14 protein-coding genes are annotated in these 16285 nt (G+C 59.7%); 8 read left to right on the plus strand and 6 right to left on the minus strand.

All coding sequences use genetic code 11. The annotated features are described in order from the left end of the window. Positions 1–201: 201 nt before the first annotated feature. From F6S08_RS24355 to F6S08_RS24375, 5 genes are all read left to right on the plus strand, one after another. Positions 202–3753, plus strand: coding sequence for a hypothetical protein (locus tag F6S08_RS24355; RefSeq protein WP_315872436.1), 3552 nt, complete (start codon positions 202–204; stop codon positions 3751–3753). Positions 3754–3991: 238 nt separating this feature from the next. Beyond that, the gene (locus F6S08_RS24360) at positions 3992–4357 is read left to right on the plus strand and encodes a response regulator (RefSeq protein WP_065927512.1); all 366 of its coding nucleotides are present in this window, start codon (positions 3992–3994) and stop codon (positions 4355–4357) included. A gap of 198 nt (positions 4358–4555) precedes the next feature. Then, positions 4556–5956, plus strand: coding sequence for a DUF1254 domain-containing protein (locus tag F6S08_RS24365; RefSeq protein ID WP_065927511.1), 1401 nt, complete (start codon positions 4556–4558; stop codon positions 5954–5956). 131 nt (positions 5957–6087) lie between these two features. Beyond that, positions 6088–7635 (plus strand): J domain-containing protein, encoded by a 1548-nt coding sequence (locus tag F6S08_RS24370; protein ID WP_065946977.1) that lies wholly within the window; start codon positions 6088–6090, stop codon positions 7633–7635. After that, positions 7632–8615, plus strand: coding sequence for a DUF3829 domain-containing protein (locus F6S08_RS24375; protein ID WP_315872437.1), 984 nt, complete (start codon positions 7632–7634; stop codon positions 8613–8615). Before F6S08_RS24370 ends, F6S08_RS24375 begins: the two co-directional genes overlap by 4 nt. Positions 8616–8618: 3 nt before the next feature. Here the strand turns inward: F6S08_RS24375 and F6S08_RS24380 are convergent, their stop codons facing one another. Both F6S08_RS24380 and F6S08_RS24385 read right to left on the minus strand, forming a co-directional pair. Beyond that, positions 8619–9290: a DUF3313 domain-containing protein gene (locus tag F6S08_RS24380; protein ID WP_074846816.1), complete on the minus strand. Its 672-nt coding sequence runs from the start codon at positions 9288–9290 to the stop codon at positions 8619–8621. 134 nt (positions 9291–9424) lie between these two features. Then, on the minus strand, positions 9425–9919 hold the full coding sequence (locus tag F6S08_RS24385; RefSeq protein ID WP_065946974.1) for a hypothetical protein: 495 nt from the start codon (positions 9917–9919) through the stop codon (positions 9425–9427). 194 nt (positions 9920–10113) lie between these two features. On the opposite strand from F6S08_RS24385, the gene ccoN reads away from it, so the two are divergent. From ccoN to F6S08_RS24400, 3 genes are all read left to right on the plus strand, one after another. After that, positions 10114–11541 carry a cytochrome-c oxidase, cbb3-type subunit I gene (gene ccoN / locus F6S08_RS24390; RefSeq protein ID WP_065927506.1) on the plus strand — a complete coding sequence of 476 codons (1428 nt, stop codon included), beginning with the start codon at positions 10114–10116 and terminating at the stop codon, positions 11539–11541. A 1-nt stretch (position 11542) separates the two neighbouring features. Next, positions 11543–11752, plus strand: a complete 210-nt coding sequence (locus tag F6S08_RS24395; protein ID WP_065946973.1) for a hypothetical protein — start codon at positions 11543–11545, stop codon at positions 11750–11752. 90 nt (positions 11753–11842) lie between these two features. Continuing rightward, positions 11843–12535, plus strand: a complete 693-nt coding sequence (locus F6S08_RS24400) for an aspartate/glutamate racemase family protein (RefSeq protein ID WP_065927504.1) — start codon at positions 11843–11845, stop codon at positions 12533–12535. Here F6S08_RS24400 and F6S08_RS24405 read toward each other — a convergent pair. The 4 genes from F6S08_RS24405 to F6S08_RS24420 all read right to left on the minus strand — a co-directional run bounded on the left by F6S08_RS24405 (position 12532) and on the right by F6S08_RS24420 (position 16234). Next, positions 12532–13044, minus strand: a complete 513-nt coding sequence (locus F6S08_RS24405; protein ID WP_065927503.1) for a GNAT family N-acetyltransferase — start codon at positions 13042–13044, stop codon at positions 12532–12534. The genes F6S08_RS24400 and F6S08_RS24405 overlap by 4 nt on opposite strands. A gap of 61 nt (positions 13045–13105) precedes the next feature. Next, positions 13106–14170 (minus strand): DUF1176 domain-containing protein, encoded by a 1065-nt coding sequence (locus F6S08_RS24410; protein ID WP_315872438.1) that lies wholly within the window; start codon positions 14168–14170, stop codon positions 13106–13108. A gap of 64 nt (positions 14171–14234) precedes the next feature. Next, the gene (locus F6S08_RS24415; protein WP_065927501.1) at positions 14235–14954 is read right to left on the minus strand and encodes a hypothetical protein; all 720 of its coding nucleotides are present in this window, start codon (positions 14952–14954) and stop codon (positions 14235–14237) included. Further along, the gene (locus tag F6S08_RS24420) at positions 14951–16234 is read right to left on the minus strand and encodes an AAA family ATPase (protein ID WP_315872439.1); all 1284 of its coding nucleotides are present in this window, start codon (positions 16232–16234) and stop codon (positions 14951–14953) included. The genes F6S08_RS24415 and F6S08_RS24420 overlap by 4 nt, the downstream gene beginning before the upstream one ends. Positions 16235–16285 lie beyond the last annotated feature (51 nt).

The following is a 16285-nucleotide window of genomic DNA, read 5'->3' on the forward strand; positions in this document are numbered from 1 at the left end:
TAGGGAAAAACCGGGAGTTTGCCCCAAAGTGCCGGTAGAGGGCTACGTTTCTGACGCGAAACATATTCACATCCCAAACTTGCCACCGCCGATGCCCGACATTTATGGAACCAATGCCGGAGGAACACCTTTGTGCGCTCCCGACACTCAACGGAGGTCTGAAGCAGGTCCAGGGAGGACCAACAACCAAAGGTAATGAAAATGTCATCCTCATTGAGCGTCCAACCACGCCCCTCGGTTATAGATCACTCCATTGCATCGACGCCTGCTCAGTCGCAGGCCACCCCTGGTAACACCCTGTCCATACACAGCGACCCAGCTTCAACACCTGCACGACGCTCCTCGGATGAATCGCAGCCTCTTTCACCCCAAGCACGCGCGCAGGCAAACGCACAGAACTGGAAGAACCTCGCGCACCAGCTCACCGAGGCGACGAAGAGCCTGGGAGAGGACGCGACTCCAGCAGCCGTGTTGTCACATTTGAAAACCACTCAAACAGTCATTGATCCCCACTCGGCCTTTCACCCGTCCGGCATGCCGGGCAGCGAGTCCGCCGCCAGCCTGGAAAGCTTTATCAAGCATCACGATTTACCTATCCCTGAAACCCGAGCTGACCTGGTTCACTTGGCAGATGCCGCTAACGCTCGGGCCCTGGAACCGCCGCTGGGTGATCTAGGAGGTGGCTTATCCTGGCCCCTTCCCCTGACCCAGGAACAACGGCGCAAGATACGGGTCATCGTCGAGTCCAGCATCCTGCGCAGCAATATCCGGACAGAGCCCTCCTTAGTCCGGGCGGAGCTGGCCAAAGCGGCGCTGGGTGCGCTTATCAAGGCCAGCGCTCTTTCGGATGTCGAACTGCAAGACCCGGCCAGGGCGCTGGACACCCTGCTCAAGTCCCCCATGGCCCAGAAGATAGGGCAAGGGATCCAGGACGGGCTGAATGGTATCGACACGCCAACCAGCATCAGCGATTACGTGTTGGCCGCCCTTCACATCGGTCTCGATCGTGAATCCGTCGTGTTGCCTGTGAGAAATTCAATCGCCGGCTTTGACTTGAGCCATCAAGACTATTGGGGCCTGCCACCGTCAGCCATCGTCGAGGGGCTCAGTAAACATCTGGTGACTAAAGGCAGGGCCACGCCGGCCACGGCCAAGCTGGCCACCCACCTGTTGCTGTCACGCACAGCCCCCCAATTCCTGGTCAAGGATATTCCCGACACACTGGTGAACGGCAGCCAGGCCTGGGTGAGTTTCTGCCTTGCGGTGGCCAAGGTCGAAGCGAGTGCGCCGGGGACCGCATCACAAATGAGCTACGGCCAGGTCATGAGTGCCGCACAAGCCTTGAATGGTCCTGCGGAACACGCCATCACGCCGTTGTTACTGGATTGGGGCGTGTCCAATGGTTTGGTCGAAAAGAAGGACGATGCCCTCTACACCCCTGAGGAAGTGGACAGCATCCGGACCGCGTTCAATGAGCAGTTAAGTGCCAGAATCAAGGCCTCCCAATCACTCACTGCCGAGATTCCAAGTAGAAAAGCCATCGCCCTGGAAAAACTCAAGGAGCATTTTGGCGAGCGCACTGACTTTGAGTCGAAAAGTCTCTCAACCGTCTCCAATGACAAAGCCAAGCAACTGGATGGCAAGCACTCGATGCTGGACATGGCCATGATGGGCATCAACGTCAACTGGAAAACCGACGACCCTGGCCTTCCTATCCACGCGATCAACCAGCAACCCAGGCTCAACGTCAATGGGATATTCCTGGGGCAATACGAATCGGCAATCGAATCACTCAAAGATGGCATTGAGACCCAGGTAAAACACATGATTTCCGAGCTGCCACTGGAAGATCGGAAAAACCTGGAGTTCGGTAAAATCGAATTATTTCAATACAACCAATACAGGATTGGCAGGGGTTTCATAAACCCGGCCACTTTCCAATCCAAGCTCAATGAATTGCTGGTAAGAACCGAAAGGCAGGTTGACGGAAAAACCGAGGTCAATGTTTATGAGATCGATGTCCGGAACAAACGCATCGTCAAGCGACAGAGTGAGGCAGCCATTACGCGGGGTGGATGGCGCGACGCGAATATATCGACCAAAGTGGAAAAGTTCACCCCTGAGCACAAGGACCGGCTCGAGCGAGAACAGCCGCCGGAGGACCCTTCTCGTCCCCCATCGAGTTTCACCTCTACCCGAACACACGACCTGGCAGGCGCTTTTTTTGAGCACCTTGGTATCAGGAACCAATGGCAACAAGCCAGGGGAAGCACGACATTCGATCAGCAGAAAGAAAGTAATGAGCGACTCAGGCAGTTTTTTCTCAACTTGATTCCCTTGAGATCGGCCATTGTCAACTTTCGTGACGGTGACTATGAAGCCGGGCTTTTGGACCTCGGCCTGGATGCTCTCGGGCTGCTGACCATGGGTTACGGTGCTGCCCCAAAGCTCGCCAAGGTGGCTTCATCCTCGGCGTCCACTGCCGTAAAGGCATTGCAGGCGGGTCGCGTCATCGGCAGTAGCCTTATCAGCTCGCTCAACCCGTTGAGCGGAGTGAGGGGCGCGGCGACGGGAGGCGCCAAGCTGGCCACGCGCGGCGCAAAATTTCTCGGCGACTCCGGGCAGGTACTGATCAACAAGGTGCGTGGCGCATCCGGAAGCTATGACCTGTTGAAGGCGGCAAACAAGCAATATGGCCCGACGCTGATAGGGTCTTATAAGGTCGGAGAGCAAAGCGTCGAAGGCTTTGCCGTGTTGAAAAACGATCAGTGGTTCAGTTATGACCCTGTCCGGAACCTGCCCTATGGCCCGCCAATCGAGGATTTCTCCCCCCTGCGCGGCAGTCTGTTCGATAGCGTCGCGGATATGCACCTGACGAGTGTAGGAACGAATATCGCTAAGGCGAGGACCTCCAACGCACTTCCAAAATTCAACCAGGGTTATCGAAGCGGTGCATTGGATGACCTGTCGGATTACGCTGGAGAGCGCAGTTTCGAAGCGTTGGTGGCACTCGCCGCAAAACCTGGCAGGACACCGGAAGAAATGGGGATTCTGGCCAGGGAGTTGAAGACCAGAAGAATTGAAGACGGCGAGTATTTCACCGCGCTGCTTGCCAGCGACGTCGGGAATCCCGGGGTTTCCATCAATCGCTTTGCCCAGTCGGACTACCTCGGCCGTGTCGATCTGACCTCCAAGGGCGATTGCGCCGGGCTATCGAATGCCATGGCGCTCGCCTTGCATCGAGGCGACGAAAAAATATTCCTCGACAATCTTCGCAAGGCGTCCACGACTAAATCGCCCTCTTCGCTGCATGACAAATTCAATCGCGATATAAAAACACTGCAGTACGCCGTAAACACAAAGGACACCTTCCATATAAACGCCGCCCCTTCACTGATCAATCATCAGTCCATCATCGACGACCTGAGCAAGTCCACTGCGTCAAAATACCTGAGAATCAGCACGGAAGATCACGCCATGCTGGCGGGTGTCAGAGTCAAGGATGGCCAAAAAGAGTGGTTTTTCTTCGAACCCAATGGCGGGCTGGTCAGTTTTGACAACGTAGAGTCCATGCGCGAAGGCATCGAAAAAATCCTCAGCAGCGGCGGTGTCAGCGCGACCTTGAAGCCTAAGGTTTCGCCGGCGGGCAAAAAGGAATTCCACGTGAGCGCTTTCCATCCCGATGACATCGTCACAGACAAGGTCGACAGTTTTGCGGTTTCAATCATGGTGTCCACGCCCTTGCCGTCTTGACGCATGGGATTGCCCCGGCCCCCGGCAGGGTTGGGGCTCCTGAAAAAGCAAGGCGTTGAACGGCGCGCAGGAGGGCGCCACTGACCGCTCGCGGCCCCTCGTGGTTAACGCGACATTTTCCTCCATTCCCGTCACAATGCCCGCGCCAACGGAACTTGCCGAGATTGACGCGACTCATTAGAGAATGGTCTTTCAACCGCTAAAGACCTGCACCTCCATTTTTTCGGGAACCCTCATTATGTCCGCAGCCCCCTCCACCCTCCTTGTCGTCGAAGACGATGCCATCGTGCGCATGTTGATCGTTGATGTGCTCGAAGAGTTGGAGTTCCTGGTGCTTGAAGCTGCCGACGCTGAAGAAGCCTTGAAGATTGTCGAAAATGCCGCGCAGCACATCGACCTGATGATGACCGACGTCGGCCTGCCGGATATGGACGGTAAGCAATTGGCAGCCAAGGTGCGTGAAGTGCGGCCCACCCTGCCGATCCTGTTTGCCAGCGGCTATGCCGAGAACATCGATGTGCCCGCCGGCATGCAGGTGATCGCCAAGCCGTTCTCCATCGATCAATTGCGCGACAAAGTCAAATCGATGCTGCCTGCCGCCTGACCACCCCTCTTTTACACAGTGCCGCCCATCGAGGCGGCTATTTGTGCGTCTTTACCCACAGGTTCAAGCCGCCGTACGGATCGGCATTGATGAGTTCGCATAATTCGCAGGGATTAACGTGACGTTCGGGAAATAAAACAGGAAACTCATCGCCTTTATTCCCCGTCAGTCAAACGCACTTTGGAAGGACGCGACAACATGATTGGAAAACCGACGCGCCTGCTGTTGGCGAGCCTCTCGATACTCATGAGTACCGGCGCCTGGGCCGATTTCACCGCCACCCCCAGCGAAGCCCGGGCCATCGCCAAGGAAGCCTACCTGTATGGCTACCCAGTGGTGGAGATGTACAAGACGCTCTACACCCAGGCCGTCGACAAGGGCGGCGCCAACTTCAAGGCGCCGTTCAACCATATCGGCAATACAGCTCAGGTGTTCACCCCCAAGGACACCGCGGTCGTCACCCCGAACCTGGACACGCCCTACTCCTTCGTCTGGCTGGACCTGCGCAGCGAGCCTCAGGTTCTGACACTGCCCAGGATCGAAGACAACCGTTATTACTCGGTGCAGTTGATCGATCTCTACACACAGAACATCGCTTACCTGGGCACCCGCAGCACCGGCAACAACGGCGGCCACTACATGATCGCCGGCCCTGACTGGAAAGGTCAGCAACCGGTCAACGTGGACCGTGTGGTGTACAGCGAAAGCAACATCGCCTACGCCCTCTACCGTACGCAGTTGTTCGACGAGAAGGACCTGAACAAGGTCAAGCAGATTCAGAACGGCTACAAAGTGCAGTCACTGAGCAGCTACGTGAAGCAAGCCGCGCCGGCCAAGGCTCCGAAAGTGGAGTGGCCCAAGCCCATGGCGACCATGACCGAAGGTCCGCAACTGTTTCGCTACCTGAACTTCATGCTGGCCTTCGCCGCGCCCCAGGACAGCGAGAAAGACCTGCTGGCGCGTTTCGCCAAGATCGGTATCGCCCCAGGCGCGCCCTTCAAGGTCAAGGCGTTGACCGCTGAACAGCGCAAGGCCCTGGAAGACGGTATCTCCGATGCCCGCGCCGAGTTTGCCGCGTTCAAAAAGGACAAGGTCGACACGCATCAAGTCTCCAGTGCCGATTTGTACGGCAGCCGCGACCACCTGAACAACAACTACCTGTACCGCTACGCCGGTGCGGACATGGGGATTTTCGGTAACTCCGGCGATGAGGTCGCGTACCTGAGCTACGTCATCGACAGCGAGGGCAAGCCTGCCAACGGCGCACGCCACAGCTACACCGTGCATTTCGCCAAGGACCAGTTGCCACCGGCCGATGCGTTCTGGTCCCTGACCATGTACGACGCCAAGACCAAGCAACTGGTGCCCAACCACAAGAAACGCTACCTGATCAACTCGCACATGCTGTCCGGCCTCAAGCGCGACGCCGATGGCGGCCTGACCCTGGCCCTGCAGCACCACGAGCCGCCAAAAGCCGAGCAGAGCAACTGGTTGCCGGCCCCACCCGGTCCGTTCTACGCAATCCTGCGGATTTACCTGCCCACGCCTGAGGTGGGTAACGGCCAGTGGAAACTGCCGCCGTTGACGCCGCTCAAGTAACACCGCGTGCCCGGTCGCCGCAGGGCTGGACCGGGCCAGTCCTACCACGAGCCCTACCCCCTACTACCGCTGGTTTATCAACCTGTAAAACGGGTAACGTGCGCGCGATTGTCTATGGAGTTGCACTGCACATGACTTGCTGGAATGTCCTCGGCCTGGCCCCGGATGCCGATAGCCGCGCGATCAAGCGCCAATACGCCGCCCTGCTGAAGAAAACCCGGCCGGATGATGACCCCGAGGGTTTCCAGCGCCTGCGCGAAGCCTATGAGGCCGCGCTGGAGTGGAGCCAGGGGCAGCAGGAAGCTGACGAAGTGGTCATCGACATCCTGGGCGACGGCCTTGCCGACCACTACCAGGCAGCCATGGCCCATGGCAATGCGCTGCACTTTGAAATCCAGCTGTTGTTACGCGACATCGAGGGGCATCTCAACCCCGAGGACACCCGCTGGGCCTTTGAAACCTTCAACTGGCTGACGGCCTGGCAGCGCCTGGAGTTGCCCGGCGAGCTGATCGAAAGACTCGAGCGCAAGCACCGCAGCGCGTTGCAGCAACCCTTTCGCCAGGCCCTTGAGCAAAAGGACGAGGCCGCTTTCCTGGCTGCCTATGCCGCACGTTCCGAACATCCCTGGGTGAACAATCATCCCCATGCCGAGTGGTTCAACCAATGGCTGGCCCGCCTGCTTGCACAGAGTCACTACTGGTCGAGCGCAGTGTTCGACGCGGTGTGCGCCGGCCAGCACTGGCATGGCGGCGCCGGTCATGACTGCCCGGCGGGGGATTGGGCGCGGCTGTTGCAACGCCAGCAAGGCCCGGTCTTCATGGCACGCCAACGGGCACTGGCCACCGAAGCGCCCAACAGCCCGCAACAACGTGCCGCCCGGCTGCTATTGGCTCCGATGAGCCTGGGGCAGCGCCGTGCCTTCGCCCAACGCTTCGATGAACATGACTGGAAAGCCTGCCAGGCACTCAGCGCAGATATCTACGCCGACCATGTGGCCGAAGCCGAAGCGATGCCCGGCGGTACCGTGTATTTCTGGCAAGGGTGGGACACGGCCATGGACACCTGGCCCTGGATTGTCGCACTGGTGTTGAGCTGCCTGGTGGGCGTGCTGGTGAATGCCGAGCCCCTGGCCGGCAATGTGCTGCCGACCTTGGGCTACGGCCTGCTGTGGTCATTGGGCGCCGTGATAGGTGCCGGATTGGCTTGGCAGGTCTGGCGCCCGCTGGCTCATCAGTACCGCGTGCTCGATGAACGACTCAGTGAGCACCTGCCGCGCTGGCTCAGCCCTACTCACCTGCCGTTGTTGCCGATACGGGACCTGCTGCCAGGGCTGGTCCTTGCCGCAGCGCTGGGTTACGCCTTCGGCCCGTTTGCCAGCCTGGCGCTGGTCGCGACCCTGGCGGTTATCGGCGTCATCAAGCGACCCTTCATGAACAGCCACACCCCCTGGACCGCCCGCCACCCGCGCTGGACGGCCCTGGGCATGGTGCTGTTGGTCACCAGTGGGATTGTGCTGTACGCCGGCTTGAAGGTGCTCGACAACCAGCAACACGTGACCCGTAACCAGGGCCTGCAACAGTGGCCCGAACGCCTGTGCAGCCGCATGCCTCGCACCGCCCCCGACTGTCAGGCGCCCGCCACCCAGGCACAGTGGTATGGCCAGGAGGCCGCGCAATGAATCCGAAATGGTTGTTACCCATCAGCCTGGTATTGGGCCTGGGATTGCTCGGTGTGGCCGGCGCCACCAAACCCCTGCAACGCGTGCAATTATGGCTCGACCAACGGGACAGCCCTTCCACCGCAACGGCCAGCGCACTGGCCCCGATCATTGACTGCGTGAACCGCATTGATCGCGATACGCGCCTGGCGTACTACCGTATGCGTTCGACACAGCCCGAAGCACCCACCCAGGATAAATTTGGCGACCGTGATGAGCCTGAACCGCGCCTTATCCAAGCGGCGGTCTGTTCGCAGTTGTACACACTCAAACTGGAGCGCCAGCAGCCCGGAAGCCACCTCGGTACTCTCGCCACGGTGTATGCCGACAAGCTGAATAAATTCACCTCGCTGGCAGACATGGTTGACCCGATACAAACCGAAGGTATGCCGTCGAACATACGCCAGTTTGTGGCACAGGCCATGAACAAGAGTCTGGAGGAGCAACTGGCCCAGCGGGGCGAAGAATACCTGCGGGCATCCGCCGAATTACGCAACCATTTGCAGGACGAAGACCTCCGTTTGCGCCCGGCACAGCTGGAGCGACTCGAATCGCGCTTCGGCCGGGACCTGCATTGGCACCTGCTCAACCATATGATCGCCGCCCGCCAGGCGATGAACCAGATTGACCAGGGTGTACGCGACGCCAGCCTGACGCCTCAGCAACTGCTCAGCTTGACCGAGACGCTGCAACAGGCCAGCGATGCCAGCAAGGACTTCCTGGTGAAAATGCCGCACAGCAAACGGGAGGATGAAGCCACTCACCTCTGGTACGCCACCCGCGCGTCAGCCGACGCGTACCTCCAGGCGTTGCGCACCCTGCATCAGGACTGGCGGGAACACGCCCCACCACAGCAACTGAGCGATGACTACTACCTCATCACCCGTCGCTACGACGCCCTGCTCAGCTACTACAACAAACCCGCCAGGAATGCGTTCTAGTCCCTAGTGTTTTTTCAGCTTCACATACGACTGATGCAGGTCCGACGCCCAGCCATCGATCACGCCTTTCACGTCATCGGCCTTCATCACCTGCGAGTCGTTGGACAGCGGCTTGCCCGTGCCCTTGCGCACCACTTGGGCGAGCACCTTGCCACTGGCACCATCGAGGAACTGCGCCTCGGTGCCCAGGGTGGTTTCCTGGTCTCGGATGCCGGTACCGGTACTCACCGCTGCCGCCACCAGGGCCACGGGCACGAATTCATAGGGTTTGAGGCCTTCGGTCTTGCTGCTGACGGCGGTGATCGCCGCACGTACCACCATCACACCGGGGCCGGGCCCGTTGGCCAGGGGCAGTGATTTGCCCAGCTCACGCTTGAGCGCCTGGTTGAAGTAGGTGTTGATGCCATTGAGGGTGCTGTCGGGGATTTTCGTGGTGGCCTGGGGCTTGGGGTAGAACTGCGTCGGTTCGATATACACCGCGGTATAGCGGCTCAGGTCGAGTTGGGGGTCTACCCAGCGCATCACCTCGACCCCCGAAGGCGACTTGGCTTCCTTGAGTTGGCTGTAGTCGGACAGAAAGCCTGAGTACTCGTCCGGTTGGGTGACCTTGCTGGCGCAGCCGGCCATTGCGATGGAGGCCACGCACAGCGTACTGATCATTAGCCTTAGTTTCATCATTGAACTCCCTGGCGATCATCATCGAAACATGGAGCTGTAGGTATAGCCAATCCTGGGAAAAAAATGCGTATTTCCACCCGGTGTCTGACACACCGGCGTCCCCCATCGACGTTGCGCGAAGCGGGAGCCCCTCAGCCGCGTTCGCGCGGGATCAGGCTCTGCAACTGCGTAGCCAGGAAATTGGCGTCAAAGCCAAAGGTGTCCGGGTCTTTGAGGCCATTTGTTTTCTTCCACAGCCAGTCGTTTTTGTCGGCCGGCAGCACCAGCGACACACTGCCGTGGCGGGCAGCGGTCAAGCCCATCACCGACACCGAGATCAAACCGCCCACGCCCATGACTTCAGGCACGAACTCCACGGTCTTACCGGTGATCTGCACCAGCAGCTTTTCGGTCTTGAAGGTCGAGGTCTCCACCGGTACGCCCGGCCCGCTGGCGACATAGGCTTCACGGTGCACCTCCAGCAGGCCGACAGTCTTGACCGGCTCCAGCCATTGCTCGATCTGCCCGAACAGCTCGTCGAGCTTGTGCGTCCAGCGCGCCGACTGCACATCGAACTGCTGCTTCTTGTGCGCTTCGCTATCGGCGTAATGACGAAGCATCTCGCCCAGTTGCTGTACATCGTCCATTGCAGATTTCCTTGGGTGTGCCAGGTTGCGATGCCCGATCATGGCAGATGCGGCCACTCACCGTACGATTAACGCTGACAGGCCAGTGGGCGTGCTTGTCGACTGATCCGCTGTAATGAGGTTTTTCTGAGCCTGTTTTGTTTTTCCCGCGTTTCCTACAGTGCCCGCCACTTGGAACCGTGGGAGGACTAAGCATGAGCACAGCAATAACCGGGCAGGCCTATAACTATAAAGTCGTCCGCCAATTCGTGATCGCCACCCTTGTGTGGGGCGTGGTGGGTATGGCCATGGGCGTGTGGATCGCCTCGCAACTGGTCTGGCCGCAGATGAACCTGGACCTGCCCTGGACCACGTTCGGCCGGTTGCGGCCGTTGCACACCAGCCTGGTGATCTTTGGCTTCGCCGGCAGTGCGCAATTTGCCGCCAGCTACTATGCGGTGCAACGGACCTGCCAGGTGCGCCTGTTTTCCGACCGCCTCGCCGCGTTTACCTTCTGGGGCTGGCAGTCGGTGATCGTGATCATGCTGGTCAGCCTGCCCCTGGGCTACACCACCACCAAGGAATACGCCGAGATCGAGTTTTCCGGCGCGGTGTGGATGACCGTGGTGTGGGTGGCCTACGCCATTGTGTTCTTCACCACGGTGGTAAGGCGCAAGACCCGGCATATCTACGTGGGCAACTGGTTTTTCGGCGCGTTTATCCTGGTGATCGCCATGTTGCACGTGGTCAATCACCTGGCGATCCCGGTGGATTGGTTCAAGTCCTACCCGGTGTATTCCGGCGCGACCGATGCCATGGTGCAGTGGTGGTACGGGCATAACGCCGTGGGCTTTTTCCTCACCACCGGTTTCCTGGGGATGATGTATTACTTCGTACCCAAGCAGGTGGGCCGGCCGGTGTACTCCTATCGCCTGTCCATCGTGCACTTCTGGGCGCTGATCACCCTGTACATCTGGGCCGGCCCGCACCATTTGCACTACACCGCCTTGCCCGACTGGGCGCAGTCACTGGGCATGGCCATGTCGCTGATCCTGCTGGCCCCGAGCTGGGGCGGCATGATCAACGGCATGATGACCTTGTCCGGTGCCTGGCATAAGCTGCGCACCGACCCGATCCTGCGCTTCCTGGTGCTGTCCCTGGCGTTCTATGGCATGTCGACCTTCGAAGGCCCGATGATGGCGATCAAGACCGTCAACGCCCTCTCCCACTACACCGACTGGACCATCGGCCACGTACACGCCGGTGCCCTGGGCTGGGTGGCGATGATCACCTTTGGCTCGCTGTACCACATGATCCCCAAGCTGTTCGGCCGCGAGCAGATGCACAGCGTGGCGCTGATCAACCTGCACTTCTGGCTGGCAACCATCGGCACGGTGCTGTACATCGCCTCGATGTGGGTCAACGGCATCACCCAAGGCCTGATGTGGCGCGCGGTAAACGACGACGGCACCCTCACCTACTCGTTTGTCGAAGCCTTGCAGGCCAGCCATCCGGGGTTTGTGGTGCGGTTTGCGGGGGGCGTGTTTTTCCTCACGGGCATGTTGCTGATGGCCTACAACACTTGGCGCACGGTGCGGGTCGCAGACTTGAACGTGGCCCGGCTCGATGCGCGGATCGCCTGATATGTGGAGCGTGCTGATCGTGGTGTGCCTGTACGCTGCGGTGGAGTATTGCCTGCGCGGGCAGTCCGAGACGAGCCTGGACGAAGCCAGCATGTTGCCGTTCGCCGACGACCCGGAGGTGGCGCGGCGCGTGGAGCAGGCCACGGGTAAACCCATCCACGCCATTGCCGCGGAGCAACCCCGGCCGGGATGGGGCAACCTGGACATGTGAAACTGCTCCGGTCATTTGGCGGGCAACTGCGTATGACTATTCAGCGGCTGATGGGTAAGGTGAAGCGACTTTCCCTGTCAGGAGCATCACATGCGCACCATCGGCCTTATCGGCGGCATGAGCTGGGAGTCCAGCGCCGAGTACTACCGCATCATCAACCAGCGCGTGCGCGACCAGCTCGGCCCGCTGCGCTCGGCCCAGGTGTTGATGTACAGCGTGGACTTCGGCCCGGTGGAACAGGCCCAGCACGCCGGGCGTTGGGATGACACCGCGCTGATCCTGGAAGACGCCGCGCGCCGTTTGCAGGCCGGCGGCGCCGAATGCGTGGTGTTGTGTACCAACACCATGCACTTGGTGGCGCCGCGTATCGAGGCGGCGGTGTCGATTCCCTTCCTGCATATCGCCGATGCGGCCGCTGCGGCGGCGGTGGCAGCCGGCACCCTGACCGTCGGCTTGCTCGGCACCGCGTTCACCATGGAGCAGGATTTTCTCACGTCACGCCTGGCCGCCCAGGGCCTCACCGTGCTGGTGCCGGACGCGGAGGAGCGCCGCGCCGTGCACCGGATCATCTATGAGGAGTTGTGCGTCGGCGTGATCAGCGATGCATCACGCCAGGTTTATCTGCGGGTCATCGAGTCCCTGGCCGCACGGGGTGCCCAGGCGGTCATCCTCGGTTGCACGGAAATCAGCCTGTTGGTCAAGCCCGAACACAGCGACCTGCCGCTGCTGGACACCACCGAGCTGCATGCGCAGGCTGCGGTGGCGTTTGCGCTGGAGGGTTAAGCCGACTGGCGCAGGCGCGCCATGCTCAGGGTGTCGACAAACACCCCATCGCGCAGGGCGTAGTCACGCAAGCGCCCTTCGACCTCGAAGCCGAACTTGCGGTACAGGTGGTGCGCGGCTTCGTTGTCGGCGTACACCGTGAGTTCCACCCGGTGCAGGTTCATCCAGTTGTCGGCCACGTCCAGCGCGGCCGTCAACAGCCGCGAGCCTACGCCCTTGCCCTGCCAGGCCGTCGCCACGCCCATGCCGAACGAACCGACATGGGCCTGGCGCACGCGCAGGTACTGTTCCAGGCCCAGTTGGCCGATCACCTCGCCGCCGTGCACCGCCACCAGTTGCAGGCGCCGCTCGTTGTCGGTGACCAGGCGTTTGCGCCAGACATCCACCGACTGGAACGGCATCTGCAGCACCTGCCGGCACACGGCCGGTTCGTTATAGAGCGCCGCCACACCGTCAAGGTGGGCCTCGGTAAAGCGCTGGATCACGATATGGGGTTCAGGTGCGTGCATGGTGTTTCATCCTTTGAAAGACACGTGGCCGACCAGTGTAGAGGCCGTGCCTGCTCCCTGGCTAGGGCGCCGGCACGGTCGTCCATAACGACGGCCAGTCGCCGTAACCGACACCGGTGCAGCGCGGCATGCTATGAAATTCACTGAGCTGGAACGCCTTGCCGTCAAACACCCAGACACCACCGCCGCCACAGTCACCGATGCCACGCTGCTTGTAGAAATAACTCAAGGTGCCGGTGGCTTCGTCATAGCCCACCGAGCCTTGCAGCGCAGCGCCGTCCAACGGCAAGGGCTCAAGCGCCAGCGGCGTTTGCGCATAGGGCGCCTGACGCTGGCGGCTGGTCACGTCGAACTCACAGTTGTAGGCCGCGCAGTCGTAACGCACCACCGTCATCGCCTGTTGCGCCGTCAGCGCCCCGGCCTTTGCCTCGGGCTCACCCTCCTCCGGCGTCACGGCCTGCAACGCGGCGGTCACCAGGCCGGCCTGTTCCTGCGCGGTCAACGCCGGCGGCGCAGGAAACTTGCGCAGCACCGGTGTCGGCAAACGTGGCGGCACCTCATGGGCCGGCGCTTTTCCGGGGCGTGCCAGGGCCGTCACGTTATCCACCCGCCCCTGAACCGCATCCATCAGCAGCAGCGAAGCGCTCAGGCCACTCAGCGACACATGGGCCTGCTCGTCGCCCGGCAATTGCAGGCGCTGGCCATTGCGCAAACGCTGCAACCAGCGCCGCGCCGCAGCGTCCTCGATCACGCCGTAAGACTGCACCTCGGGATCGCCGCCTTGATCGTCCAGTTCCACATGCAGATCCCGGGTCAGCTCCAGGCCCAGCGGCTGACCGTCCAACAGCAAGGTCGACAGGTCCAGCGCTTCGCCGCGGTGGTCGAAGCGCAAGCGCAGATACCCTTCGGGACCGGCCTGATGCCAGATATGTAAGGTCAGGGAGCTGTAGTCTTCTTCATCGACGCCACTGGGCGCGCTGAGGGCGTGGCAATTGCGCAGGTTGTCGCACCCGGTGACCCAGTTCTTGATTTCCCGTAGCAGCGGTACGGTTTCAGCGGGCGGTTGAGCGAAGGCATGGGTGGCGGTGCCGGTCAGCAGCAGGGCCAGGAGTACGGGGCGCAGCATGGGGACTCTCCGTGTCGAAAAATGACGCGGATTGTCCCATGTTCACTGTTTAAGACGGTAGTACTCAGGGCCTGGCTTGGCCACGAACACGGGCTGCGTACTTTTCGAGACGCTGTGCGTGACGTTCGGCCTGTTGCTTGAGTGCCTGGCAGTATTCGGGGAGGCAATGCTGGGCATCGGGTGAGTTGACTTCGTCTGCCAGGCGCCGGGCAGCAGCGGCAGTGATCGGAGTACCACGTGGTCGCAATCGGCCTCTGACAACGGCGGCCCTATCGTTTACCAGCGTCGGGTGATTGAGCTTAAGGACCTCGACGGTGGCAACAGCGTCAGGCGTCAGACCTTCTACGTAGCCATCACTGGAATATCGAAACTGGCGCTCGACATTGGCTGACAGCGGAGAAACGAAGGGCTTTCGGGCCACGTCGTAGTCAGCTTTTTCCACGGCACCATAACCACAAGCCATCTTGGTTTGGCTGGAGGGATAACACGCCACCAAATTGTCGTAGGCGATGCTGTCAGCCTCGTGATGCGTTTGTGCAAGGACATGCTCAATGTGGCAGCTGAATTGTGTGCCCTGTCCCTTTGTTTGGCATTCGGTCGCAGTGGGCAACCGCCGCAAGGTGTACGCGCATAAATGGAACTGCTCCTTCAAGAGCGCCTGGCGAACGGGCTCGCTCGGAAAGCTGCTTCCCTTGCCGTAGTAAAGGTTATGCGGCGTATTGCGGTTTTCTCTTTTCCATTCAATCAGCGCCCGTGGCTCGGCGCCTTTTTTGATAGACCTCACGCGCCGCCCTCTTCTAGCGACCTCAGAGAGTCAATACTGGCTTGGGCTTCAAGGACATCAGGGATTTTTCCGACCTGTTCGCGCAGTTTCGCAAGGTAGGCTTGAGCGATTTCAAGATCATCATTGTCTAGGGCACGGTATATTTTTCTCAGCTGCTGTCGGACGTTTTGATTTTGTGCCAACCCGTCCATTATTTCCTCAATTACCTCGCCGCTACGAAGACCCAGCGAGCGCTCTGGATGGCCTAGATATTTGCCATCTTTGAGCAGTAAAACGGATTCAACAGGTAATTCACCCAGTATTTGCGGGGAGTGGGTGGTAATGATGAATTGGCAGTTGGGAAATGTTTTTCTCAAGTTGGCGACGACGGTGCGTTGCCAACCAGGATGAAGATGAAGTTCCAGTTCGTCGATAAGCACGATCCCTTCACCTCGGAGGGGATCTTTCACACCACGATTGAGCAACGTCAGACGACGAGCCAAATCCCCCACCATTGCAAGAAGGCATTTTTCGCCATCCGAAAGCTGTAGAACATCGAACTCCTGCTCTCCTTTAAGGACCGTCATTTTCAATGCTGGTTTACGGCGCACGCGAATATCTCTAAAACCAGTGAAGGTCTCGATTGCCTTGCGCACGGCGGAAAGTTCCCGATCACGAAAGCCTGGAACGTCCCGTCCAGTTTCATTCTCAATGTCCTCTTGAGTTCGGAACCACGCAAAGAACGTCTTAAAGTCCGCCCCACCCCGACCTAGAGCCCCTTCGTACCCTAACGCAACCACGTTCGGCACACGTCCGGCAACGCGTAAAGGAACATCCAGCACTGCGCGATGGATGTCGTAATAAACAGCGAGCGGGAGCGCTATATGGCCATTTACCCATGTTTCGAAATGGTCAATGCCATACACAAGCTCGTCTGCTTTGAGACTTAGCTGGATCAGGTTGCTGGAGCGCTCTGGCGGGTGTTTACCTGCCTTCCTGTTCAGTGCAATCGCCCAGCTCAACTCCCCTTCGCCAGGTTGATCGAACAATTCAATGGCAACGTCCAGACGACTGTAATCGCTACCTATGCGGATATCATCAGGTGATATCGCTCTGGACTTCGAAGCCTGATTAACAATCCGCGCCGTCAAATTCGAAAGCGTAATCGCCAACGCATCCAGAATCGAAGACTTGCCCACCCCATTGACGCCCACCAAAGCGACAGTCTTCTTACCCTCGAAGTCGAGTTCCATGTGCTCGATGCCGCGAAAATTGACGAGAGTAAAACGCTTGATCTGCATGATCGGCTTCCAACGTGTCCGGCCAGGTCAGCCAGTCTTAAAAGAATGCAC

Origin of the sequence: Pseudomonas sp. JV449, from assembly GCF_032424295.1 — a bacterium.
In the GTDB taxonomy this organism is placed as follows: domain Bacteria; phylum Pseudomonadota; class Gammaproteobacteria; order Pseudomonadales; family Pseudomonadaceae; genus Aquipseudomonas; species Aquipseudomonas marginalis.

Coding starts and splice junctions, on each gene's coding strand:
- F6S08_RS24375 (WP_315872437.1), top strand. CDS start 7,632: ATGAATCCGAAATGGTTGTTACCCATCAGCCTGGTATTGGGCCTGGGA.
- F6S08_RS24420 (WP_315872439.1), bottom strand. CDS start 16,234: ATGCAGATCAAGCGTTTTACTCTCGTCAATTTTCGCGGCATCGAGCAC.
- F6S08_RS24355 (WP_315872436.1), top strand. CDS start 202: ATGTCATCCTCATTGAGCGTCCAACCACGCCCCTCGGTTATAGATCAC.
- F6S08_RS24400 (WP_065927504.1), top strand. CDS start 11,843: ATGCGCACCATCGGCCTTATCGGCGGCATGAGCTGGGAGTCCAGCGCC.
- F6S08_RS24410 (WP_315872438.1), bottom strand. CDS start 14,170: ATGCTGCGCCCCGTACTCCTGGCCCTGCTGCTGACCGGCACCGCCACC.
- F6S08_RS24380 (WP_074846816.1), bottom strand. CDS start 9,290: ATGAAACTAAGGCTAATGATCAGTACGCTGTGCGTGGCCTCCATCGCA.
- F6S08_RS24365 (WP_065927511.1), top strand. CDS start 4,556: ATGATTGGAAAACCGACGCGCCTGCTGTTGGCGAGCCTCTCGATACTC.
- F6S08_RS24360 (WP_065927512.1), top strand. CDS start 3,992: ATGTCCGCAGCCCCCTCCACCCTCCTTGTCGTCGAAGACGATGCCATC.
- F6S08_RS24395 (WP_065946973.1), top strand. CDS start 11,543: ATGTGGAGCGTGCTGATCGTGGTGTGCCTGTACGCTGCGGTGGAGTAT.
- ccoN (WP_065927506.1), top strand. CDS start 10,114: ATGAGCACAGCAATAACCGGGCAGGCCTATAACTATAAAGTCGTCCGC.
- F6S08_RS24385 (WP_065946974.1), bottom strand. CDS start 9,919: ATGGACGATGTACAGCAACTGGGCGAGATGCTTCGTCATTACGCCGAT.
- F6S08_RS24370 (WP_065946977.1), top strand. CDS start 6,088: ATGACTTGCTGGAATGTCCTCGGCCTGGCCCCGGATGCCGATAGCCGC.
- F6S08_RS24405 (WP_065927503.1), bottom strand. CDS start 13,044: ATGCACGCACCTGAACCCCATATCGTGATCCAGCGCTTTACCGAGGCC.